At 72.8% G+C, this 15,633-nt stretch carries 12 protein-coding genes, 1 other RNA gene and 1 riboswitch; of the genes, 4 read left to right on the top strand and 9 right to left on the bottom strand.

What is annotated here, in order from left to right:
* Window positions 1–14 precede the first annotated feature (14 nt).
* The 3 genes from mraZ to rsmI all read right to left on the bottom strand — a co-directional run bounded on the left by mraZ (window position 15) and on the right by rsmI (window position 3,173).
* A complete protein-coding gene (mraZ, locus tag WQ53_RS11405) occupies window positions 15–461 on the bottom strand; it encodes a division/cell wall cluster transcriptional repressor MraZ (protein WP_052632492.1) in 447 nt (148 codons plus the stop codon).
* A 901-nt stretch (window positions 462–1,362) separates the two neighbouring features.
* Window positions 1,363–1,715: RNase P RNA component class A (gene rnpB / locus WQ53_RS16110), an RNA gene on the bottom strand.
* A gap of 624 nt (window positions 1,716–2,339) precedes the next feature.
* Window positions 2,340–3,173 (bottom strand): 16S rRNA (cytidine(1402)-2'-O)-methyltransferase, encoded by an 834-nt coding sequence (rsmI, locus tag WQ53_RS11400; protein ID WP_052632490.1) that lies wholly within the window; start codon window positions 3,171–3,173, stop codon window positions 2,340–2,342.
* A 136-nt stretch (window positions 3,174–3,309) separates the two neighbouring features.
* On the opposite strand from rsmI, the gene WQ53_RS11395 reads away from it, so the two are divergent.
* From WQ53_RS11395 to WQ53_RS11380, 4 genes are all read left to right on the top strand, one after another.
* A complete protein-coding gene (locus WQ53_RS11395) occupies window positions 3,310–5,001 on the top strand; it encodes a penicillin-binding protein activator (protein ID WP_236685958.1) in 1,692 nt (563 codons plus the stop codon).
* Window positions 4,991–5,392 carry a YraN family protein gene (locus WQ53_RS11390; RefSeq protein ID WP_052632484.1) on the top strand — a complete coding sequence of 134 codons (402 nt, stop codon included), beginning with the start codon at window positions 4,991–4,993 and terminating at the stop codon, window positions 5,390–5,392. The genes WQ53_RS11395 and WQ53_RS11390 overlap by 11 nt, the downstream gene beginning before the upstream one ends.
* 488 nt (window positions 5,393–5,880) lie before the next feature.
* Window positions 5,881–7,263 carry an FAD-binding oxidoreductase gene (locus tag WQ53_RS11385; RefSeq protein WP_052632482.1) on the top strand — a complete coding sequence of 461 codons (1,383 nt, stop codon included), beginning with the start codon at window positions 5,881–5,883 and terminating at the stop codon, window positions 7,261–7,263.
* Window positions 7,264–7,845: 582 nt separating this feature from the next.
* Window positions 7,846–8,904, top strand: a complete 1,059-nt coding sequence (locus tag WQ53_RS11380) for a MalY/PatB family protein (protein ID WP_236685854.1) — start codon at window positions 7,846–7,848, stop codon at window positions 8,902–8,904.
* Window positions 8,905–9,149: 245 nt separating this feature from the next.
* On the opposite strand, the gene thiL is transcribed toward WQ53_RS11380, so the two are convergent.
* From thiL to ribD, 6 genes are all read right to left on the bottom strand, one after another.
* Window positions 9,150–10,130, bottom strand: coding sequence for a thiamine-phosphate kinase (thiL, locus tag WQ53_RS11375; protein WP_052632478.1), 981 nt, complete (start codon window positions 10,128–10,130; stop codon window positions 9,150–9,152).
* 341 nt (window positions 10,131–10,471) lie between these two features.
* The gene (gene nusB / locus WQ53_RS11370; protein WP_052632477.1) at window positions 10,472–10,948 is read right to left on the bottom strand and encodes a transcription antitermination factor NusB; all 477 of its coding nucleotides are present in this window, start codon (window positions 10,946–10,948) and stop codon (window positions 10,472–10,474) included.
* Entirely contained in the window at window positions 10,945–11,412 is a 468-nt protein-coding gene (gene ribH / locus WQ53_RS11365; protein WP_052632475.1) for a 6,7-dimethyl-8-ribityllumazine synthase, read from the bottom strand. The genes nusB and ribH overlap by 4 nt, the downstream gene beginning before the upstream one ends.
* Window positions 11,413–11,842: 430 nt before the next feature.
* Window positions 11,843–12,946: a 3,4-dihydroxy-2-butanone-4-phosphate synthase gene (gene ribB / locus WQ53_RS11360; RefSeq protein WP_052632474.1), complete on the bottom strand. Its 1,104-nt coding sequence runs from the start codon at window positions 12,944–12,946 to the stop codon at window positions 11,843–11,845.
* Window positions 12,943–13,557, bottom strand: a complete 615-nt coding sequence (locus tag WQ53_RS11355) for a riboflavin synthase (protein WP_052632472.1) — start codon at window positions 13,555–13,557, stop codon at window positions 12,943–12,945. The genes ribB and WQ53_RS11355 overlap by 4 nt, the downstream gene beginning before the upstream one ends.
* Before the next feature lie 167 nt (window positions 13,558–13,724).
* Window positions 13,725–13,924: riboswitch (FMN riboswitch) on the bottom strand.
* Window positions 13,925–14,508: 584 nt separating this feature from the next.
* Window positions 14,509–15,633: a bifunctional diaminohydroxyphosphoribosylaminopyrimidine deaminase/5-amino-6-(5-phosphoribosylamino)uracil reductase RibD gene (gene ribD / locus WQ53_RS11350; RefSeq protein WP_082112998.1), complete on the bottom strand. Its 1,125-nt coding sequence runs from the start codon at window positions 15,631–15,633 to the stop codon at window positions 14,509–14,511.

Raw genomic sequence — 15,633 nt, 5'->3', positions numbered from 1 at the left:
CCGGTCCCCCGCCATCACAACTTCAGGTCGAGCATGTGCTCGCTCAGATCCTCGTCGGACAACGTCCGCTGGATCTGCGCGTGATGCGCCTGCTCGCTCCACAACTCGAACTTTTCGCCCATGCCCAGCAGCACGGCCTTGCGCTCGATGCCCACCGCGCTGCGGTGGCTGGCCGGGATGCCGATGCGGCCGTTGCCATCCAGCTCCACCGGCACCGCCGCGCCGACCAGCTTCAGCTGCAGGCTGCGGTGGGCGGCGCGGGTCTTGGGCAGCGCGTTGACCTGGTCGCGCACCCGCTCCCACTCCTTGAACGGGTACAGGTACAGCGAGCCGGCCTCGAACGGGTTGTAGGCGATCACCAGGCGGTTGCCGCACTCGCGCGCGACCAGGTCGCGGTAGGCCGTCGGAATGGCCACGCGTCCCTTGTCGTCCACTGTGATGGCGGTCTCGCCCTGGAACACGTTCGCTGCTACCCGACCCCGGCTGGGATGTCATTCAAACACGGAAAACCACAGAAATCCCGGTTCCCCCACGAATGTCCACCTTAGGAGTCACCAACAGGGTTGTCAACAGGATTCGAAGGAAAAAATCGCCTGTTGCGTCAATGGCTTGCAGCAATGTTCAGAGACAAGTTCAAGGGTTTTCCACAAGTCGCTGTTTAGTCTCAAATTTTGAGATTCGGCGATTGTGAAGGCCGTGTGAGATGCGCGGAAATCGCCTCCGGCGACGGCATGCGGCGGTGCGGCAAACGGCGTTGCCGTACTGCGGTGCTGGCAGGCCGCTCTTCCCGACCGGGCGCCCCTTTGTAGGAGCCGGGTTCAGCCGGCGACCGGGCGTCGGGATCATGAAGGCGTCGCCTGGGCCGACGACGTCGGGTCGCCGGCTGAACCCGGCTCCTACAACAGCCACGGCGCGCCCGCTTTTCTGTAGGAGCTGACTTCAGTCGGCGACACGGGCATCGGGATCATGAAGGCGTCGCCTGGGCCGACGGCGTCGGGTCGCCGGCTAAACCCGGCTCCTACAACAGCCACGGCGCGCCCGCTTTTCTGTAGGAGCTGACTTCAGTCGGCGACACGGGCGTCGGGATCATGAAGGCGTCGCCTGGGCCGACGGCGTCGGGTCGCCGGCTGAACCCGGCTCCTACAACAGCCACGGCGCGCCCGCCTTCTGTAGGAGCTGACTTCAGTCGGCGACACGAGCGTCGGGACCATGAGGGCGTCGCCTGGGCCGACGGCGTCGGGTCGCCGGCTGAACCCGGCTCCTACAACGGCGGGACATCCCTTGCCGGCGGGACGTCGGGCCGACGACCTGCCCCCCTGACAAGAACGCGCCCGCCCGTAGCGGGCGGCGGGAAGAATGAGGTGGCGGAGCCGGCCGGTAAGCCGGGTTCTGTCGTGGACAGTCATTCCTCTAGGCGCAACGTCACCGTTACGCTCGAGCAGCCTACCCGGACCCGACGCGGGCAACGTCATGGGGTCCCTATTTGGCCTTGCTCCCGGTGGGGTTTGCCGTGCCGGTCCGTTGCCGGACTCGCGGTGCGCTCTTACCGCACCATTTCACCCTTGCCACGCACATCTCGCGATGCCGTTCGGCGGTATCTTTCTGTTGCACTTTCCGTCGGCTCGCGCCGCCCAGGCGTTACCTGGCACCGTGCCCTGTGGAGCCCGGACTTTCCTCGGCATTGTTTCCAATGACGCGACTGTCTGGCCGGCTCCGCCGGGGACGTATTCTACGGGTTCGCCGTATGAATACCCCAAGGTTCGCTGAAGCGAACCTTGGGCCCCGCTCGTTTACCTCCGATCCCCTGCCGCTGCCGCGGCGCCCCCCCCTTTACCAAGGGGGGCTGTGGCGAACCGGTCGGTTGCTGACTTCTGGATGATCGAAGCAACAGCAAATGCAGTCCTCCCCGGCCCGCCCGGCCCTCAGGCACAGCCTTCGGGCGTTCATTGGGGGGCTGCGTGCAAGCAGCCTCCACCCCCTGAAGGGAGGGGGCAAGCCCACCACGGCGCTGCTTTCTGTAGGAGCGGGCATGACCGCGACACGGGCGTCGGAATCACGAAGGCGTCGCCTGGGCCGACGGCGTCGGGTCGCGGTCATGCCCGCTCCTACAAGAGCCGTGCGCTGCTCATCGCCTGTGAACGGAGCCATGACCTGGAAGCTCCCGGAGACATGGCGGGCCGGGGGTATTGCGGCAGTGGCCAGGGATGGCCACGTCGGCGAGTCGGCACACGTGCCGTCGAGACGACCGCAATACCCCCGGCCTGCTGCGGCTCAGCCCGAAGCCAACCACATCCGGCGCTTTTGACCTTGCAGTTACGGTTGCCGTTGCAGCGGACGGGTCAGTCGTCGGGGGCCGGCGCCCCGTATAGGGCCTTGCGCGGGGCGCCGGTGATCTCGGCCGCCAACTTGGCCGCGGCCGAGGGCGGCAACTGCTTGGCCAGGATCGCATGCACGCGGCGGCCTTCGGCCAAGGTCGCATCCGCGTCCTCGGCCACGCCCTGCACCACCAGCACGAACTCGCCCTTTCTCTGGTCGGCGTCGGCAACCACCCGCGCATGCAGGTCTGCCACGGTGCCGTCGAGCACCGTCTCGAACAGCTTGGTCAGCTCGCGCGCCAGCACCGCCGGGCGCTCGTCGCCGAAGGCCGCACGCAGGTCGGCCAGCGACTCTTCTATACGGTGCGCCGATTCGTAGAACACCAGCGTGCGCGGCTCGCCGGCCAGCGCCGCCAGCCGCTCGCGCCGCGCCGAGGCCTTGGCCGGCAGGAAGCCCTCGAACGCGAAGCGGTCGCTCGGCAACCCGGCCACGCTCAGCGCGGCGATCAGCGCCGACGGCCCCGGCACCGGGCTGACCTTCACCCCGGCCGCGCGCGCGGCGCGGACCAGGCGGTAGCCCGGATCGCTGACCAGCGGCGTGCCGGCATCGCTGACCAGGGCCAGCGACTCGCCGGCCAGCAGCCGCGCCACCAGCCGCTCGGCCAGCTGCTGCTCGTTGTGCTCGTGCAGGGCCAGCAGCGGCGTGGCGATCCCGAAGTGGGCCAGCAGCTGGCCGCTGCGGCGGGTGTCCTCGGCGCAGACCGCGGCCACCTCGCGCAGCACCTGCTGGGCGCGCGGCGACAGGTCGCCGAGGTTGCCGATGGGCGTGGCGACGACGTGGAGGATGGCGGCGGGCATGAAGGTCCAGCGTGCGGGCGGAAAGGTAGAATCCTAAGCCCTTTCCCCGACAGGCCCGGCCCGACGGATGGATATGCCGAACCACGCGCTGCCAGCGACGCCCTCCCACCGCCTGCGCTGGCTGGCCCCGTGCCTGGTGGCACTGCTGGCCGCCGGCTGCGCCAGCGTGTCCACCGCACCGACCGCCGCGCCCGAGCACGCCGCCGCGCTGGCGCAGCTGGAGCAGGGCCAGGCGCGCGAGGCGGCGCAGCGGCTGGAAGCGCTGGCCAGCGCCGCCAAGGGCAGCCAGCGCTACGCGCTGCTGGCCGATGCCGCCTTCGCCTGGCACGACGCCGGCGACGATGCGCGCGCGCGCAGCCTCGCCGCGCAGGTCGACGCGCGCCGCACCGGCGGCGCCAGCCGGGCACGGCTGGCCCTGCTGCAGGCCGAACTGGCCCTGGCCGCGCAGCAACCCGGCGGGGTGCAGGCCGCCCTGGCCGGCAGCGATCCGGCCGTCCTGCCGGCGCCGCAGCAGGCGCGCTGGTACCTGGCCCAGGCCCGCGGCCTGGAATCCGGCGGCGACATCGTCGGCGCCGCGGCGGCGCGGGCCCGCGCCGATGCCGGGCTGCAAGGCAGCGGGCGCGACGAGAACCGCCGCGAGATCGAACGCCTGCTGTCCTCGCTCGACGACGCCACCCTGTCGTCGCGCGCGGCGGCGCTGCCGGCCGGCGACCCGCTGTACAACTTCGCCGGGCGCGCCCTGGTGCGCCGCGGCCTGCCGCTGCCGCGCCCGTTCGACCGCGGCGAAGGCTGGGATTTCTCGCAGCGCGCGCCGGCCGCCGCCGACGGCTACCGGCCGCCGCGCAAGCTGGCGGTGCTGCTGCCGCTGTCGGGGCAGCTCGCCACCGCCTCCGGCCCGGTCCGCGACGGGCTGCTCGCCGGCTATTACGCCGAGCGGCGCGAGCGGCCGCCGATCACCTTCTACGACACCACCGGCACGCCCACCGGCGCGGTCGCCGCCTATGCCCAGGCGGTGGCCGACGGCAACGACTTCGTGGTCGGCCCGCTGAGCCGCGAAGAAGTCGGCGCGGTGTTCGCCCAACCGGATGCGCGCGTCTCCAGCCTGGCGCTCAACCGCGGCAACGTCGCCCCGCCGCCCGGCCACCTGGCGTTCTCGCTGGCGCCGGAGGACGACGGCATCGCCGCGGCCGACTACCTGCTGGCGCGCGAGCACCGCAACGTACTGGTGATCGGCGGCAGCGACGAGAACGGCCGCCGCGCGGTCGACGCGTTCCGCGAGCGGCTGGGCGAGCGCGGCGGCCGGGTCACCGGCGTGGTCAGCGTCGGCGAGCAGCCGGGCGACGTGTCGGCGCAGCTGGTGCAGGCCGCCGCGGCCGGCGCCGACAGCGTGTTCCTGGCCGTGCGCGGATCGCAGGCGCGGGCGCTGGTGCCGCAGCTGGCCATGGCCGGTTTCGCCTCGCGTACCCGGGTGGCCACCTCGCAGCTGGTGTCCGGCACCGGCAAGGCCGAGGAGGACGTGGTCCTGGACGGCATCGTGTTCCCGGGCGAGGCCTGGCAGGCGCGCGGCGTCGCCGGGCTGCCGCCCTACAGCCAGGTCTCGGAACTACTGCCGACCGCGCGCGGCGGCGCCGCGCGCCTGTTCGCCTTCGGCCACGACGCCTGGCTGATCAGCGCCTTCCTGGAGCGGCTGGTCACCCGCAACGACGGCGAACTGGCCGGTGCCACCGGCAGCCTGCGCCTGGACGGGTTCGGCGGCGTGGTGCGGCAGCCGCAGTGGTCGATCTTCAGCGGCGGCGTGCCGGTGCCGCTGGCCGCCGGTGGCCGCTGACGACGCGACGACGGACCGGCGCGCGCGCGGCGCGCTGGTCGAGGCGGCCGCGCGCGCAGAGCTCGAACGCGCCGGCCTGCGCACGCTGGCGGCCAACGTCGGCTACCGCGGCGGCGAACTGGACCTGGTGATGCTCGAGCCCGGCGACGCCGGCGGCACGCTGGTGTTCGTGGAGGTGCGCTATCGCGCCGGTTCGGCCTTCGGCGGCGGCTTCGCCTCGGTCGACGCCGGCAAGCGCCGCAAGCTGGTGCGCGCCGCGCAGCTGTACCTGGGCTCGCACGCCCGGATGGCGCAGCTGCCGTGCCGCTTTGACGTGGTCGAGGCCAGCGGCGACCCGGCCCGGCCGCGGATCCGCTGGGTGAAGGACGCGTTCCGCCTGGACGACCTGTAGGAGCCGGGCCTGCCCGCGACATGGCGCCGTTGGTACACCCTGATCCCGACGCCCCGCCGTTGTAGGAGCCAGGTTCAGCCGGCGACACAGCGCCGTCGGCCCAGGCGACATCCTCGCTATTCCGACGCCCGTGTCGCCCACTGAAGTGGGCTCCTACAGAAGGCGCGGCACGACGCCAGCTTTTTGTAGGAGCCGGGTTCAGCCAGCGACGCGACGCCATCGGCGCAGGCGACGCCCTCATGATCCCGACGCCCGTGTCGCTCACTGAAGTGGGCTCCTACAGAAGGCGCGGCACGGGGCTGCTTTTTTGTAGGAGCCGGGTTCAGCCGGCGACGCGACGCCGGCGGCACAGGCGACGCCCTCATTGTCCCGACGCCCGTGTCGCCGTCATGCCGGCTCCTACAGAAAAGCGCAACACAAAGCGCCAGGTCGGCGGCGGCCCCACCGGCTTCGCGCCCGCGCGTCCGCGCCCCGCCTACAATCGCGCGATGGCCACCTCCCTGCCCCCCACCCTCGATGCCGAACTGGCCACCCTGCTCGGCGCCGACGGCTGGCTCACCGGCGAGCAGATGCGCCGCGCCCACGGCGAGGACGATTCGCGCATGTCGGCACTGCCCGACGCGGTGGCGGTGCCGCGCGACCGCGCGCAGGTCGCCGCGATCGTGCGCGCTTGCCGCGCGCACCGGGTGCCGATCGTCGCCCGCGGCGCGGGCACCGGCACTACCGGCGCGGCGGTGCCGTTCGCCGGTGGCGTGGTGGTGTCGTTCGCGCGGATGGACCGGATAGTCGAGATCCGTCCCGGCGACCGCTGCGTCGTGGTTGAACCCGGCGTGCTCAACGGCGACCTGCAGCAGGCGCTGCAGCCGCACGGCCTGTTCTGGCCGCCGGACCCGACCAGCTTCGAGCGCTGCACCATCGGCGGCAACCTGGCCTGCAACGCCGGCGGGCCGCGCGCGGTGAAGTACGGCGCCAGCCGCGACAACGTGCTCGGGCTGGTGGCGGTGACCGGCACCGGCGAGACCATCCGCTGCGGCGGCCCCTGGACCAAGGATGCCACCGGCTACGACCTGACCCACCTGCTGGTCGGCAGCGAGGGCACGCTGGCGCTGATCGTCGAGGCCACGCTGAAGCTGGCACCGCGGCCGCGCGCGCAGGCGGGGCTGCGCGCGTTCTACCGCGACGCCGCCGGCGCCGCCGCGGCGGTGGCGCGGTTGATGGCGCAGCCGCAGGTGCCGGCGATGCTGGAGTTCATGGACGGCAGCGCGATCGCCCTGCTCCGCCGCCACGGCATCGACGTGCCCGACGCCGGCGCGATGCTGCTGGTCGAGGCCGACGGCGACGACGACACCCTGCCCGCGGCACTGCAGGCGCTGGCCGACGCCGCCGACGGCGAGGACCTGCTCTCGCTGGACGTGGCCACCGACGGCAGCGCCCGCGACCGGCTGTGGGCGGCGCGGCGCGCGCTGTCGCCGGCGCTGCGCACGATCGCGCCGGGCAAGATCAACGAGGACGTGGTGGTGCCGGTGTCGCGCATTCCCGGGCTGGTGGCCGGAGTGGAGGCGCTGGCCGCTGAATTCGTCCTGCCGATCGTGGTCTTCGGCCACGCCGGCAACGGCAACCTGCACGTCAACATCCTGTACCACCCCGACGACGACGCCGAGACCGCGCGCGCGCAGGCTGCACTGCCGCGCCTGTTCGAACTGGTGCTGGCGCTGGGCGGCACGCTGTCGGGCGAGCACGGCATCGGCGTGGCCAAGCGCGACTGGATGGACCGCGCGTTCGACGCGCCGACCCTGGCGGCAATGCGCGCGGTCAAGGCGGCGTTCGACCCCGACGGCATCCTCAACCCCGGCAAGGTCCTGCCGTTGTAGGAGCCGGGTTCAGTCGGCGACGCGACGACGCCGGCGCAGGCGACGCCCTCGTGATCCCGACGCCCGTGTCGCCCACTGAAGTGGGCTCCTACAGAAGGCGCGACACGACGCTGCTTTTTGTAGGAGCCGGGTTCAGCCGGCGACACGACGACGCCGGCACAGGCGATGCCCTCATGATCCCGACGCCCGTGTCGCCAGCAAGCTGCGCTCCTGCAAGGCCTGCGTCGCCGCGGTTGTAGGAGCCGGGTTCAGCCGGCGACCCGACGCCGTCGGCACAGGCGACGCCCTCATGATCCCGACGCCCGTGTCGCCGTCATGCCGGCTCCTACAGAAAAGCGCGCGGCGCTGCCGTTGCAGGAGCCGGGCTTGCCCGCGACGCGACGACGCCGGCACAGGCGACGCCCTCGTGGTCCCGGCGCCCGTGTCGCCGGCTGAGCCCGGCTCCTACAATGGGCGGCGCACGGACGGAGAGCGGCCCTGGATACCTCGGCATTCGACGCGATCACCCTGGAACAGCTGCGCGCCGGCGGCGGGCTGAAGTGGCGCGCGTTCCCGGACTGCATCGGCGCCTTCGTCGCCGAGATGGACTTCGGCCTCGCCCCGGCGATCCGACAGGCGCTGCACGAGGCGGTGGACCGCGGCCAGGTGGGCTACCTCTCCGCCGCGCCGCTGCGGGCGATGGCCGAGGCCTGCGCGCAGTGGCTGCGGCGCCACCATGGCTGGGACGTGCCGGCCGACGCGATCCGTGCCGTGCCCGACGTGCTCGGCGCGCTGGAGGTGGTCTGCCGCCATTACCTGCCCGCCGGGGCGACCGTCGCCGTGCCGGTGCCCTGCTACATGCCGTTCCTGCCACTGCTGGCGCTGCTCGGCCATCCGGTGGCGCAGGTGCCGATGCGGCGCGGCGATGGCGGCTGGGAACTCGACGAGGCCGCGCTCGAGGCCGCCTTCGCCGGCGGCGCGCGGATGCTGCTGCTGTGCAATCCGCACAACCCGATCGGCAAGGTCTATGCGCGCGCGGAACTGCAGCGCATCGCCGCGATCGCCGCGCGCCACGACGCGCGCGTATTCGCCGACGAGATCCACGCGCCGCTGGTCTACGACGGCCGCCGCCACGTGCCCTACGCCACCGTGTCCGACGAGGCCGCGCGGCAGGCGATCACCTCCGTCTCCGCCTCCAAGGCCTGGAACCTGGCCGGGCTCAAGTGCGCGCAGCTGGTATTCACCCGCACCGACGACCTGCAGCGCTGGCGCGCGATCGGCCACTTCGCCGGCAACAGCACGTCGACCCTGGGCGTGGTTGCGCACACCGCCGCCTGGCGTGATGGCGACGCCTGGCTGCAGCCGGTGCTGGGCTACCTGCAGGGCAACCGCGACCTGCTCGGCCGGCTGCTGCGTGAGCGCCTGCCACAGGTCGGCTATGTCGAGCCGCAAGGCACCTACCTGGCCTGGCTGGACTGCCGCGCGCTGCCGCTGGACACCGCCCCGCACCTGTTCTTCCGCCGCGAGGCCCGTGTCGCGCTCACCGACGGCGGCGAATGCGGCCAGGGCGGCGAAGGCCACGTCCGCCTGAACTTCGCAATGCCGCGCCCGCTGCTGGTCGAGGCCGTGGAGCGCATGGCCGACGCGGTCGCGTCTTTGTAGGAACCAGGTTCAACCGGCGCGACGCAGCGCCGTCGGCACAGGCGACCTCCTCGTGATTCCGACGCCCGTGTCGCCCACTGAAGTGGGCTCCTACAGAAAGCGCGACACGACGCTGCTTCTTGTAGGAGCCGGGTTCAGCCGGCGACACGACGACGCCGGCACAAGCGACGCCCTCATGGTCCCGACGCTCGTGTCGCCGGCTGAACCCGGCTCCTACGGAAAGCGGGCGCACGGGTGCCTTCGGATCAGCCGAAATGCTCGTAGCCGGCGTGCGTCGACTGCCACGGCGCACCCTGAGCATCGACGGCACGCACGCCGGCGCCGGCGACGATGCGGCCGATGCGGGTGCCGTCCACGCCGGCCTGCTCCAGCGCCAGCGCCACCGCCTCGCGCAGCATCGGCGGCGCGGTGAAGCACAGTTCGTAGTCGTCGCCGCCGGCGGCCTGCAGCGCGTGGCGCTGTTCGCCGAATGCGGCCCGCAGCGCGGCCGACGCCGGCAGCGCGTCGATCGCGACCTCCGCGCCCACGCCACTGCGCCGGCAGACGTGGCCGAGGTCGGCGAGCAGACCGTCGGATACATCGACGCAGGCATGGGCCAAACCCAGCAGCGCGCGGCCGGCCTCGACCCGCGGCGTCGGCCGCCGCAGGCGATCGGCGAGCTGCGCGGCGATGGCGGCAGCGACCGCCGGCGGCGCTGCTCCCGAAGGCGGTGGTACGTGCCCGCCAAGCACCAGCGCCGCCGCGGCATCGCCCAGCGTACCGGTCACCCAGACGTCGTCGCCGACGCGGGCGCGGTCGCGGCGCAGGGCCGCGCCTGTTTCCACCAGGCCCATCGCGGTCACCGCCACCGACAGCGGCCCGCGCGTGGTGTCGCCGCCGGCAAGGGCGATACCGTGCGCTTCGGCCAGCCCGAGGAATCCGTCGAGGAAGCCGTCCAGCCAGCCCGCATCAGCCTGTGGCAGCGAAAGCGACAGCGTGCACCAGGCCGGGCGCGCGCCCATCGAGGCCAGGTCCGACAGGTTCGCCGCCAGCGCCTTCCAGCCCACGTCGGCCGGCGCGGTGTCGCCGGGGAAATGCACGCCCGCGTTGAGCGTGTCGGCGGTGACCACCAGTTCGTGTCCGGCGGGCACGTGCAGCAGCGCCGCATCGTCGCCGATGCCCAGCACGACGTCGTTGCGGGTGGCGGCGCGGTTGCGGATGAGTTCGATCAGGTCGAATTCGGCCATGGCGGCATCTTGCCCGGATTCGTTGCGGCGCCGCCATCCATGGGCAGCCGGTCGTGCCAGGTGGCCCGCTGCGGCGGGACGAAGTCGCCGGATTCCGTCCTGCGCTGGAACGACGGGCGGGAACAGGCCGCGGGCCGGGATGGTCGCCTCATGGCCGAGCTGGCCGTTGCAGCAAGACCGAGTCACTGGGTCCCGGCGTGCGCCGGGGCGACGGGTGGGGAGACAGGCGGGCGACGCGCGGGTGCGGTATCGCGCGACTGCTTCGCGAATGGGGTGCCGGGTGCAGTCGATGCGGCCCAGCTATCCGCCGTGGGGCTGCGGCAAGCCCCGGTGGCGGACGCTCAGTGGCGGCCGTTGCCCCGCGCCGCCTGCACCTCGACCGCACGCCACTCGCCGCTGGCGCGGTCGAGCACGCCGTTGACGTAGGTGTGGCCGTGCTCGGAACCGAAGCGCTTGGCGATCTCGATCGCCTCGTTGAGCACCACCCGGTACGGCACGTCGGGGCGGTGCAGCAGTTCGTAGGCGGCCAGGCGCAGCACCGCGCGCTCGATCGCGTCGACCTCCTCCACGCCGCGGTCCAGGTGCGGCGCCAGCGCCGCGTCCAAGCCGGTGCGCTCGGCCAGCACGCCGCGGACCAGGTCCTCGAAGTACTCCAGGTCGGCGACCTCGTGGGCCTGCTCGTGGGCGAACTGGGCGATCACCTGCTGCGCGTTGCCGCCGGAGATCTGCCAGGCGTAGAGCGCCTGCAGCGCGCGGCGGCGCGCGCGCGCGCGCAGCACCGGATCGACGCCCGGGCGTGGACGGTGCGGACGGCTCATCGCAGGCGCTCCAGCAGGTTGACCATTTCCAGCGCGGCCAGCGCCGCCTCCTCGCCCTTGTTGCCGTGGCTGCCGCCGGCACGGGCCTCGGCATCCTCGACCTTCTCCACCGCCAGCACGCCGTTGAGCACCGGCACGCCGGTGTCCAGCGCCACCCGCATCAGGCCTTCTGCGCACAGGTCGGCGACGTGTTCGTAGTGGCGGGTGTCGCCGCGGACCACGCAACCCAGCACGATCAGGGCCTGGTGGCCGCCGCCGCTGGCCAGCCGCTGCGCGGCCACCGGCAGTTCCCACGCGCCCGGCAGGCGGACCACGTCGACCGCGTCCTCGGCCACGCCGTTCTCGGCCAGGCAGCGGCGCGCGCCGGCGACCAGGGCGTCGGTGATGCGCGCGTTCCAGCGGCTGGCCAGGATCGCGAAGCGGGCGTCGGCCGGCACGCGCAGGTCGCCTTCGTAGAGGGTCATGGGAAGTGGGTCCTCGGGGGTCGGACAGTTTAGTGCATGGGGGGCGGGACCGGCGGGGGGCCGGTGAGTACATCCCACGGCCACCCGGCTGTTCCTGTAGGAGCCCACTTCTAGTGGGCGACACGGGCGTCGGAACCACGAGGGCGTCGCCTGGGCCAACGGCGTCGGGTCGCCGGCTGAACCCGGCTCCTACAACAGCCACAGCGCTGCCGCTCTCCTGTATGAGCTGGCTTCAGCCGGCGACACGGGCGTCGGAACCACGAGGGCGTCGCCTGGGCCGACGGCGTCGGGTCGCCGGCTGAACCCGGCTCCTACAACAGCCGCGCTGCCGCTCTTCTGTAGGAGCTGGCTTCAGCCGGCGACACGGGCGTCGGAACCACGAGGGCGTCGCCTGGGCCAACGGCGTCGGGTCGCCGGCTGAACCCGGCTCCTACAAAGGCGGCGGGGACAGGTATTCGACGACTTCCAGGCCGTAGCCGGCCAGGCCGACCTGGCGGCGCGGGGTGCCCAGCACGCGCAACCGGCCCAGGCCCAGGTCGGCCAGGATCTGCGCGCCGGCACCGTTGCGCCGCCACTGGCCCACGTCCTTGGTGTTGGCCTTCACTTCCGGCTGCTTGCGCAGCCGCGCCAGCAACGCTTCGGCGTTGCGCGGCTCGGACAGGACCACCATCACTCCCTGCCCTTCGGCGGCGATCGCGCGCAGGGCGTCGGTGGCGGCCACGCCGAAGTCGTCGCGGCGCCAGTGCAGCAGGTCGCTCAGCGGGTTCTCCACCTGGACCCGGACCAGGGTCGGGGTGGCCTTGTCGGGCGTGCCGCGGACCAGGGCGAAGTGCAGTTCGTGGGCGATGCGGTCGCGGTAGGTCAGCAACCGGAATGGACCGAACTCGGTATCGATGTCGCGCTCGTCGATGCGCTCGACGGTGTGCTCGGTCGCCAGTCGCCAGGCGATCAGGTCGGCGATCGAGCCCATCTTCAGCCCGTGCTCGCGCGCGAACATCTCCAGTTCCGGGCGCCGGGCCATGCTGCCGTCGGCGTTCATCACCTCCACCAGCACGCCGGCCGGCTCCAGCCCGGCCAGCATCGGCAGGTCGCTGGCCGCCTCGGTGTGGCCGGCGCGGGTCAGCACGCCGCCGGGCTGGGCGGTGAGCGGGAAGATGTGCCCGGGCTGGCTCAGGTCGGCCGGCTTGGCGTCCGGGCGCACCGCGGTGCGGATGGTGTGGGCGCGGTCGTAGGCGGAGATGCCGGTGGTCACGCCCTCGGCCGCCTCGATGCTGACGGTGAAGTTGGTCTGGAACTGGGCGGTGTTGGTCTGCACCATGGGCGCCAGGCCCAGTTGCGCGCAGCGCTCGCGGGTCAGCGACAGGCACACCAGGCCGCGGGCGTGGGTGACCATGAAGTTGATGTCGGCCGGCCGCACCAGCTCGGCGGCCATGATCAGGTCGCCCTCGTTCTCGCGGTCCTCGTCGTCGACGATCACGACCATGCGGCCGGCGCGGATCTCCTCCAGCAGCTCGGGGACGGGGGCGAAGTTCATGCGCCGGCTCCTTCGCCGCCGCGCGCGCCCAGCAGGCGCTCGACGTAGCGGGCGACCAGGTCGATCTCCAGGTTCACCGCCTCGCCCACCGCGGTTTCGGCGAAGCGGGTGTGGGCCACGGTGTGCGGGATCAATGCGACCTCGAAGCCTTCCGCATCGACTTCGTTGACGGTGAGGCTGACGCCGTCCACGCAGATCGAGCCCTTCTTCGCGATGTACTTCAGCAGCGGGGCCGGTGCGGCGAAGCGCCAGCGCTGCGCGCGCGCATCGTCGTGGACCGACAGCACCCGGCCGATGCCGTCGACGTGGCCGCTGACCAGGTGCCCGCCGAGGCGATCGGACGGCCGCATCGCCCGCTCCAGGTTCAGTGCCGCGCCGACCGGCAGCGCACCGAGCGTGGTCAACGCCAGGGTTTCGTTGGAGGCATCGGCCTGGAAGGACGCGGCGTCGAAGGCGACCACGGTCAGGCACACGCCGTTGACCGCGATGCTCTCGCCCAGGCGCACGTCCTCGAAGGGCAGCGTGCCGGCGGCGAAGGTGAAGCGCACGTCGCCGCCCTGCGGCTCGCGCGCGGCCAGGCGGCCGACGCCCTCGATGATCCCGGTGAACATCAGCGCGCCTCCCCTGCGGGGGCGGGACGCGGCGTATGCGTGACCCTCGCGATGGCCGCGGCGTGGAGGAACAGGACTTGGATATCGGACGGCATATGCGTTTTCCGCGGAATGGCTGCGAAAAACGTCCCGGGGCGCGCGGGCAACGCCCGGCACGGGCCGGGCGGCTGCGTCTTCTTTCATCCGGACTCTAGGGCGCGGCCTGGGCCACGCCTCAACCGTCGGCTCCGGCATTGGACCGGATCTGCTGACCTCCCGGCGGCCGCGACGGATCGCGTGGCCGGGAGCGCTCGCGGGCTCGCGCCGTCCCCTGTGGGGAATAGCGCCTACCGCCGGTGGGGAATTCCACCCCGCCCTGAAGACGTTCGTTTCTGATTTGGGTGCCGGCGGACCGGCGCGGGCATTCTACCCCAGCCGGGGGAACCGGCTGCCGGCACGCGGGCAGCCGGCATCGGAACGCTGCGTTTTTCCTGGCAGGAGCCGGGGGGTCGGCCGGGGCGCCATGCCGTCGGCACAGGCGACGCCCTCGCGACCCCGACGCCCGTGTCGCGGTCATGCCCGCTCCTACAGAAGAGCGCGCGGCGCTGCCGTTGTAGGAGCCGGGTTCAGCCGGCGACCCGACGCCGTGGGTACAGGCGACGTCCTCATGATCCCGACGCCCGGGTCGCCAGCAAGCTGGGCTCCTACAGCAAAGCCATCGTGGTTGTAGGAGCCGGGCTTGCCCGCGACCCGACACCTCCGGCACAGGCGACGCCCTCACGCCCCGACGCCCGTGTCGCGGTCATGCCCGCTCCTACAGAAGAGCGGTTGCGCCGCGGCGGTTGCAGGAGCCGGGCTTGCCGGCGACCCGACGCCGCCGGCACAGGCGACGCCTTCGTGGTCCCGACGCCCGTGTCGCCGGCTGAACCCGGCTCCTGCAGGGAAAAGCGCGGCGCTGCCTGCAAGGCGGGCCTACGGAAGCGGGCGCAGCAGGAGGCGCAGGTCTTCGCCGAGCCGGGCTTCCTCGACCAGCCGCAGCGATCTGCGCTCGGCCATCGCCGCGATCCCCAGGCCCGCGAACAGCGGGCGCGCGGCGTCGCCCAGCAACAGCGGCGCCTGGTACAGCAGCAGCTCGTCGACCAGGCCGGCGCGCAGCAGCGCGCCGCACAGCGCCGGGCCGGCCTCGACCTGGACCTCGTTGAGGCCACGCTCGCCGAGCAGCCGCAGCGCGGCGTCGAGGTCGACGCGGCCGTCGCGCAGCGGCACTGCGGCGAACTCCGCCGCCAGGCCCGCCGGCGGCACCGCGTCGGGCGCGTGCAGGTACAGGGTCGGCGCCGCGCCGTCGCGCACCCGGCCGCGCTCCAGGCTGCGCAGCCGCGTGTCGACCACCACCCGCAGCGGCGGCACGAATGCGGTCTCGTCGCCCAGGCGTACGGTCAGCGCCGGGTCGTCGGCCAGTACCGTGTCGGCACCGGTGAGGATCGCCGCGCTGCGCGCGCGCCAGCGCTGCACGTCGGCGCGAGCGGCCTCGCCGGTGATCCACTTCGATTCGCCGCTGGCCATCGCCGTGCGCCCGTCCAGGCTGGCGGCCAGCTTGACCCGCAGCCATGGCCGTCCGCGCTCGATCCGCGACAGGAAGCCGCGGTTGAGCTCGCGCGCCTGCCCTTCCAGCAGTCCCGAGGCGACCGCGATTCCGGCCGCCTGCAGACGGGCGAAACCGGCGCCGTCCACCCGCGGGAACGGGTCGCGCATCGCCGCCACCACCCGCGCCACTCCGGCCTCGACCAGCGCGTCGGCGCAGGGTGGCGTGCGCCCGTGGTGCGCGCACGGCTCCAGGGTCACGTAGGCGGTGGCGCCGCGCGCGCGCTCCCCTGCCTGGCGCAGCGCGAACACCTCCGCGTGCGGCTCGCCGGTGCGCGGGTGCCAACCCTCGCCCACCACCTCGCCATCGCGCACGATCACGCAGCCCACCATCGGGTTGGGCCGCGCCGTGTACAGGCCGCGCTCGGCCAGGCGCAACGCATGCGCCATCGCCTCGTGCTCGAAACGGTCGAAGCCGCTCACGGCAACCGTCCCATGCGGCCGACCGCCGACCAT

Origin of the sequence: Pseudoxanthomonas suwonensis, from assembly GCF_000972865.1 — a bacterium.
GTDB lineage: Bacteria > Pseudomonadota > Gammaproteobacteria > Xanthomonadales > Xanthomonadaceae > Pseudoxanthomonas > Pseudoxanthomonas suwonensis_B.
Note: the sequence above shows the minus strand (reverse complement) of the source record. Positions and strands in the feature narration are given on the sequence as shown.

Bases quoted from the DNA above. Each gene is read 5' to 3' on its own strand.
- rsmI (WP_052632490.1), bottom strand. From the start codon at position 3,173: ATGCCCGCCGCCATCCTCCACGTCGTCGCCACGCCCATCGGCAACCTC.
- WQ53_RS11385 (WP_052632482.1), top strand. From the start codon at position 5,881: ATGGCCACCTCCCTGCCCCCCACCCTCGATGCCGAACTGGCCACCCTG.
- WQ53_RS11380 (WP_236685854.1), top strand. From the start codon at position 7,846: ATGGACTTCGGCCTCGCCCCGGCGATCCGACAGGCGCTGCACGAGGCG.
- thiL (WP_052632478.1), bottom strand. From the start codon at position 10,130: ATGGCCGAATTCGACCTGATCGAACTCATCCGCAACCGCGCCGCCACC.
- nusB (WP_052632477.1), bottom strand. From the start codon at position 10,948: ATGAGCCGTCCGCACCGTCCACGCCCGGGCGTCGATCCGGTGCTGCGC.
- ribH (WP_052632475.1), bottom strand. From the start codon at position 11,412: ATGACCCTCTACGAAGGCGACCTGCGCGTGCCGGCCGACGCCCGCTTC.
- ribB (WP_052632474.1), bottom strand. From the start codon at position 12,946: ATGAACTTCGCCCCCGTCCCCGAGCTGCTGGAGGAGATCCGCGCCGGC.
- WQ53_RS11355 (WP_052632472.1), bottom strand. From the start codon at position 13,557: ATGTTCACCGGGATCATCGAGGGCGTCGGCCGCCTGGCCGCGCGCGAG.
- ribD (WP_082112998.1), bottom strand. From the start codon at position 15,633: ATGGTCGGCGGTCGGCCGCATGGGACGGTTGCCGTGAGCGGCTTCGAC.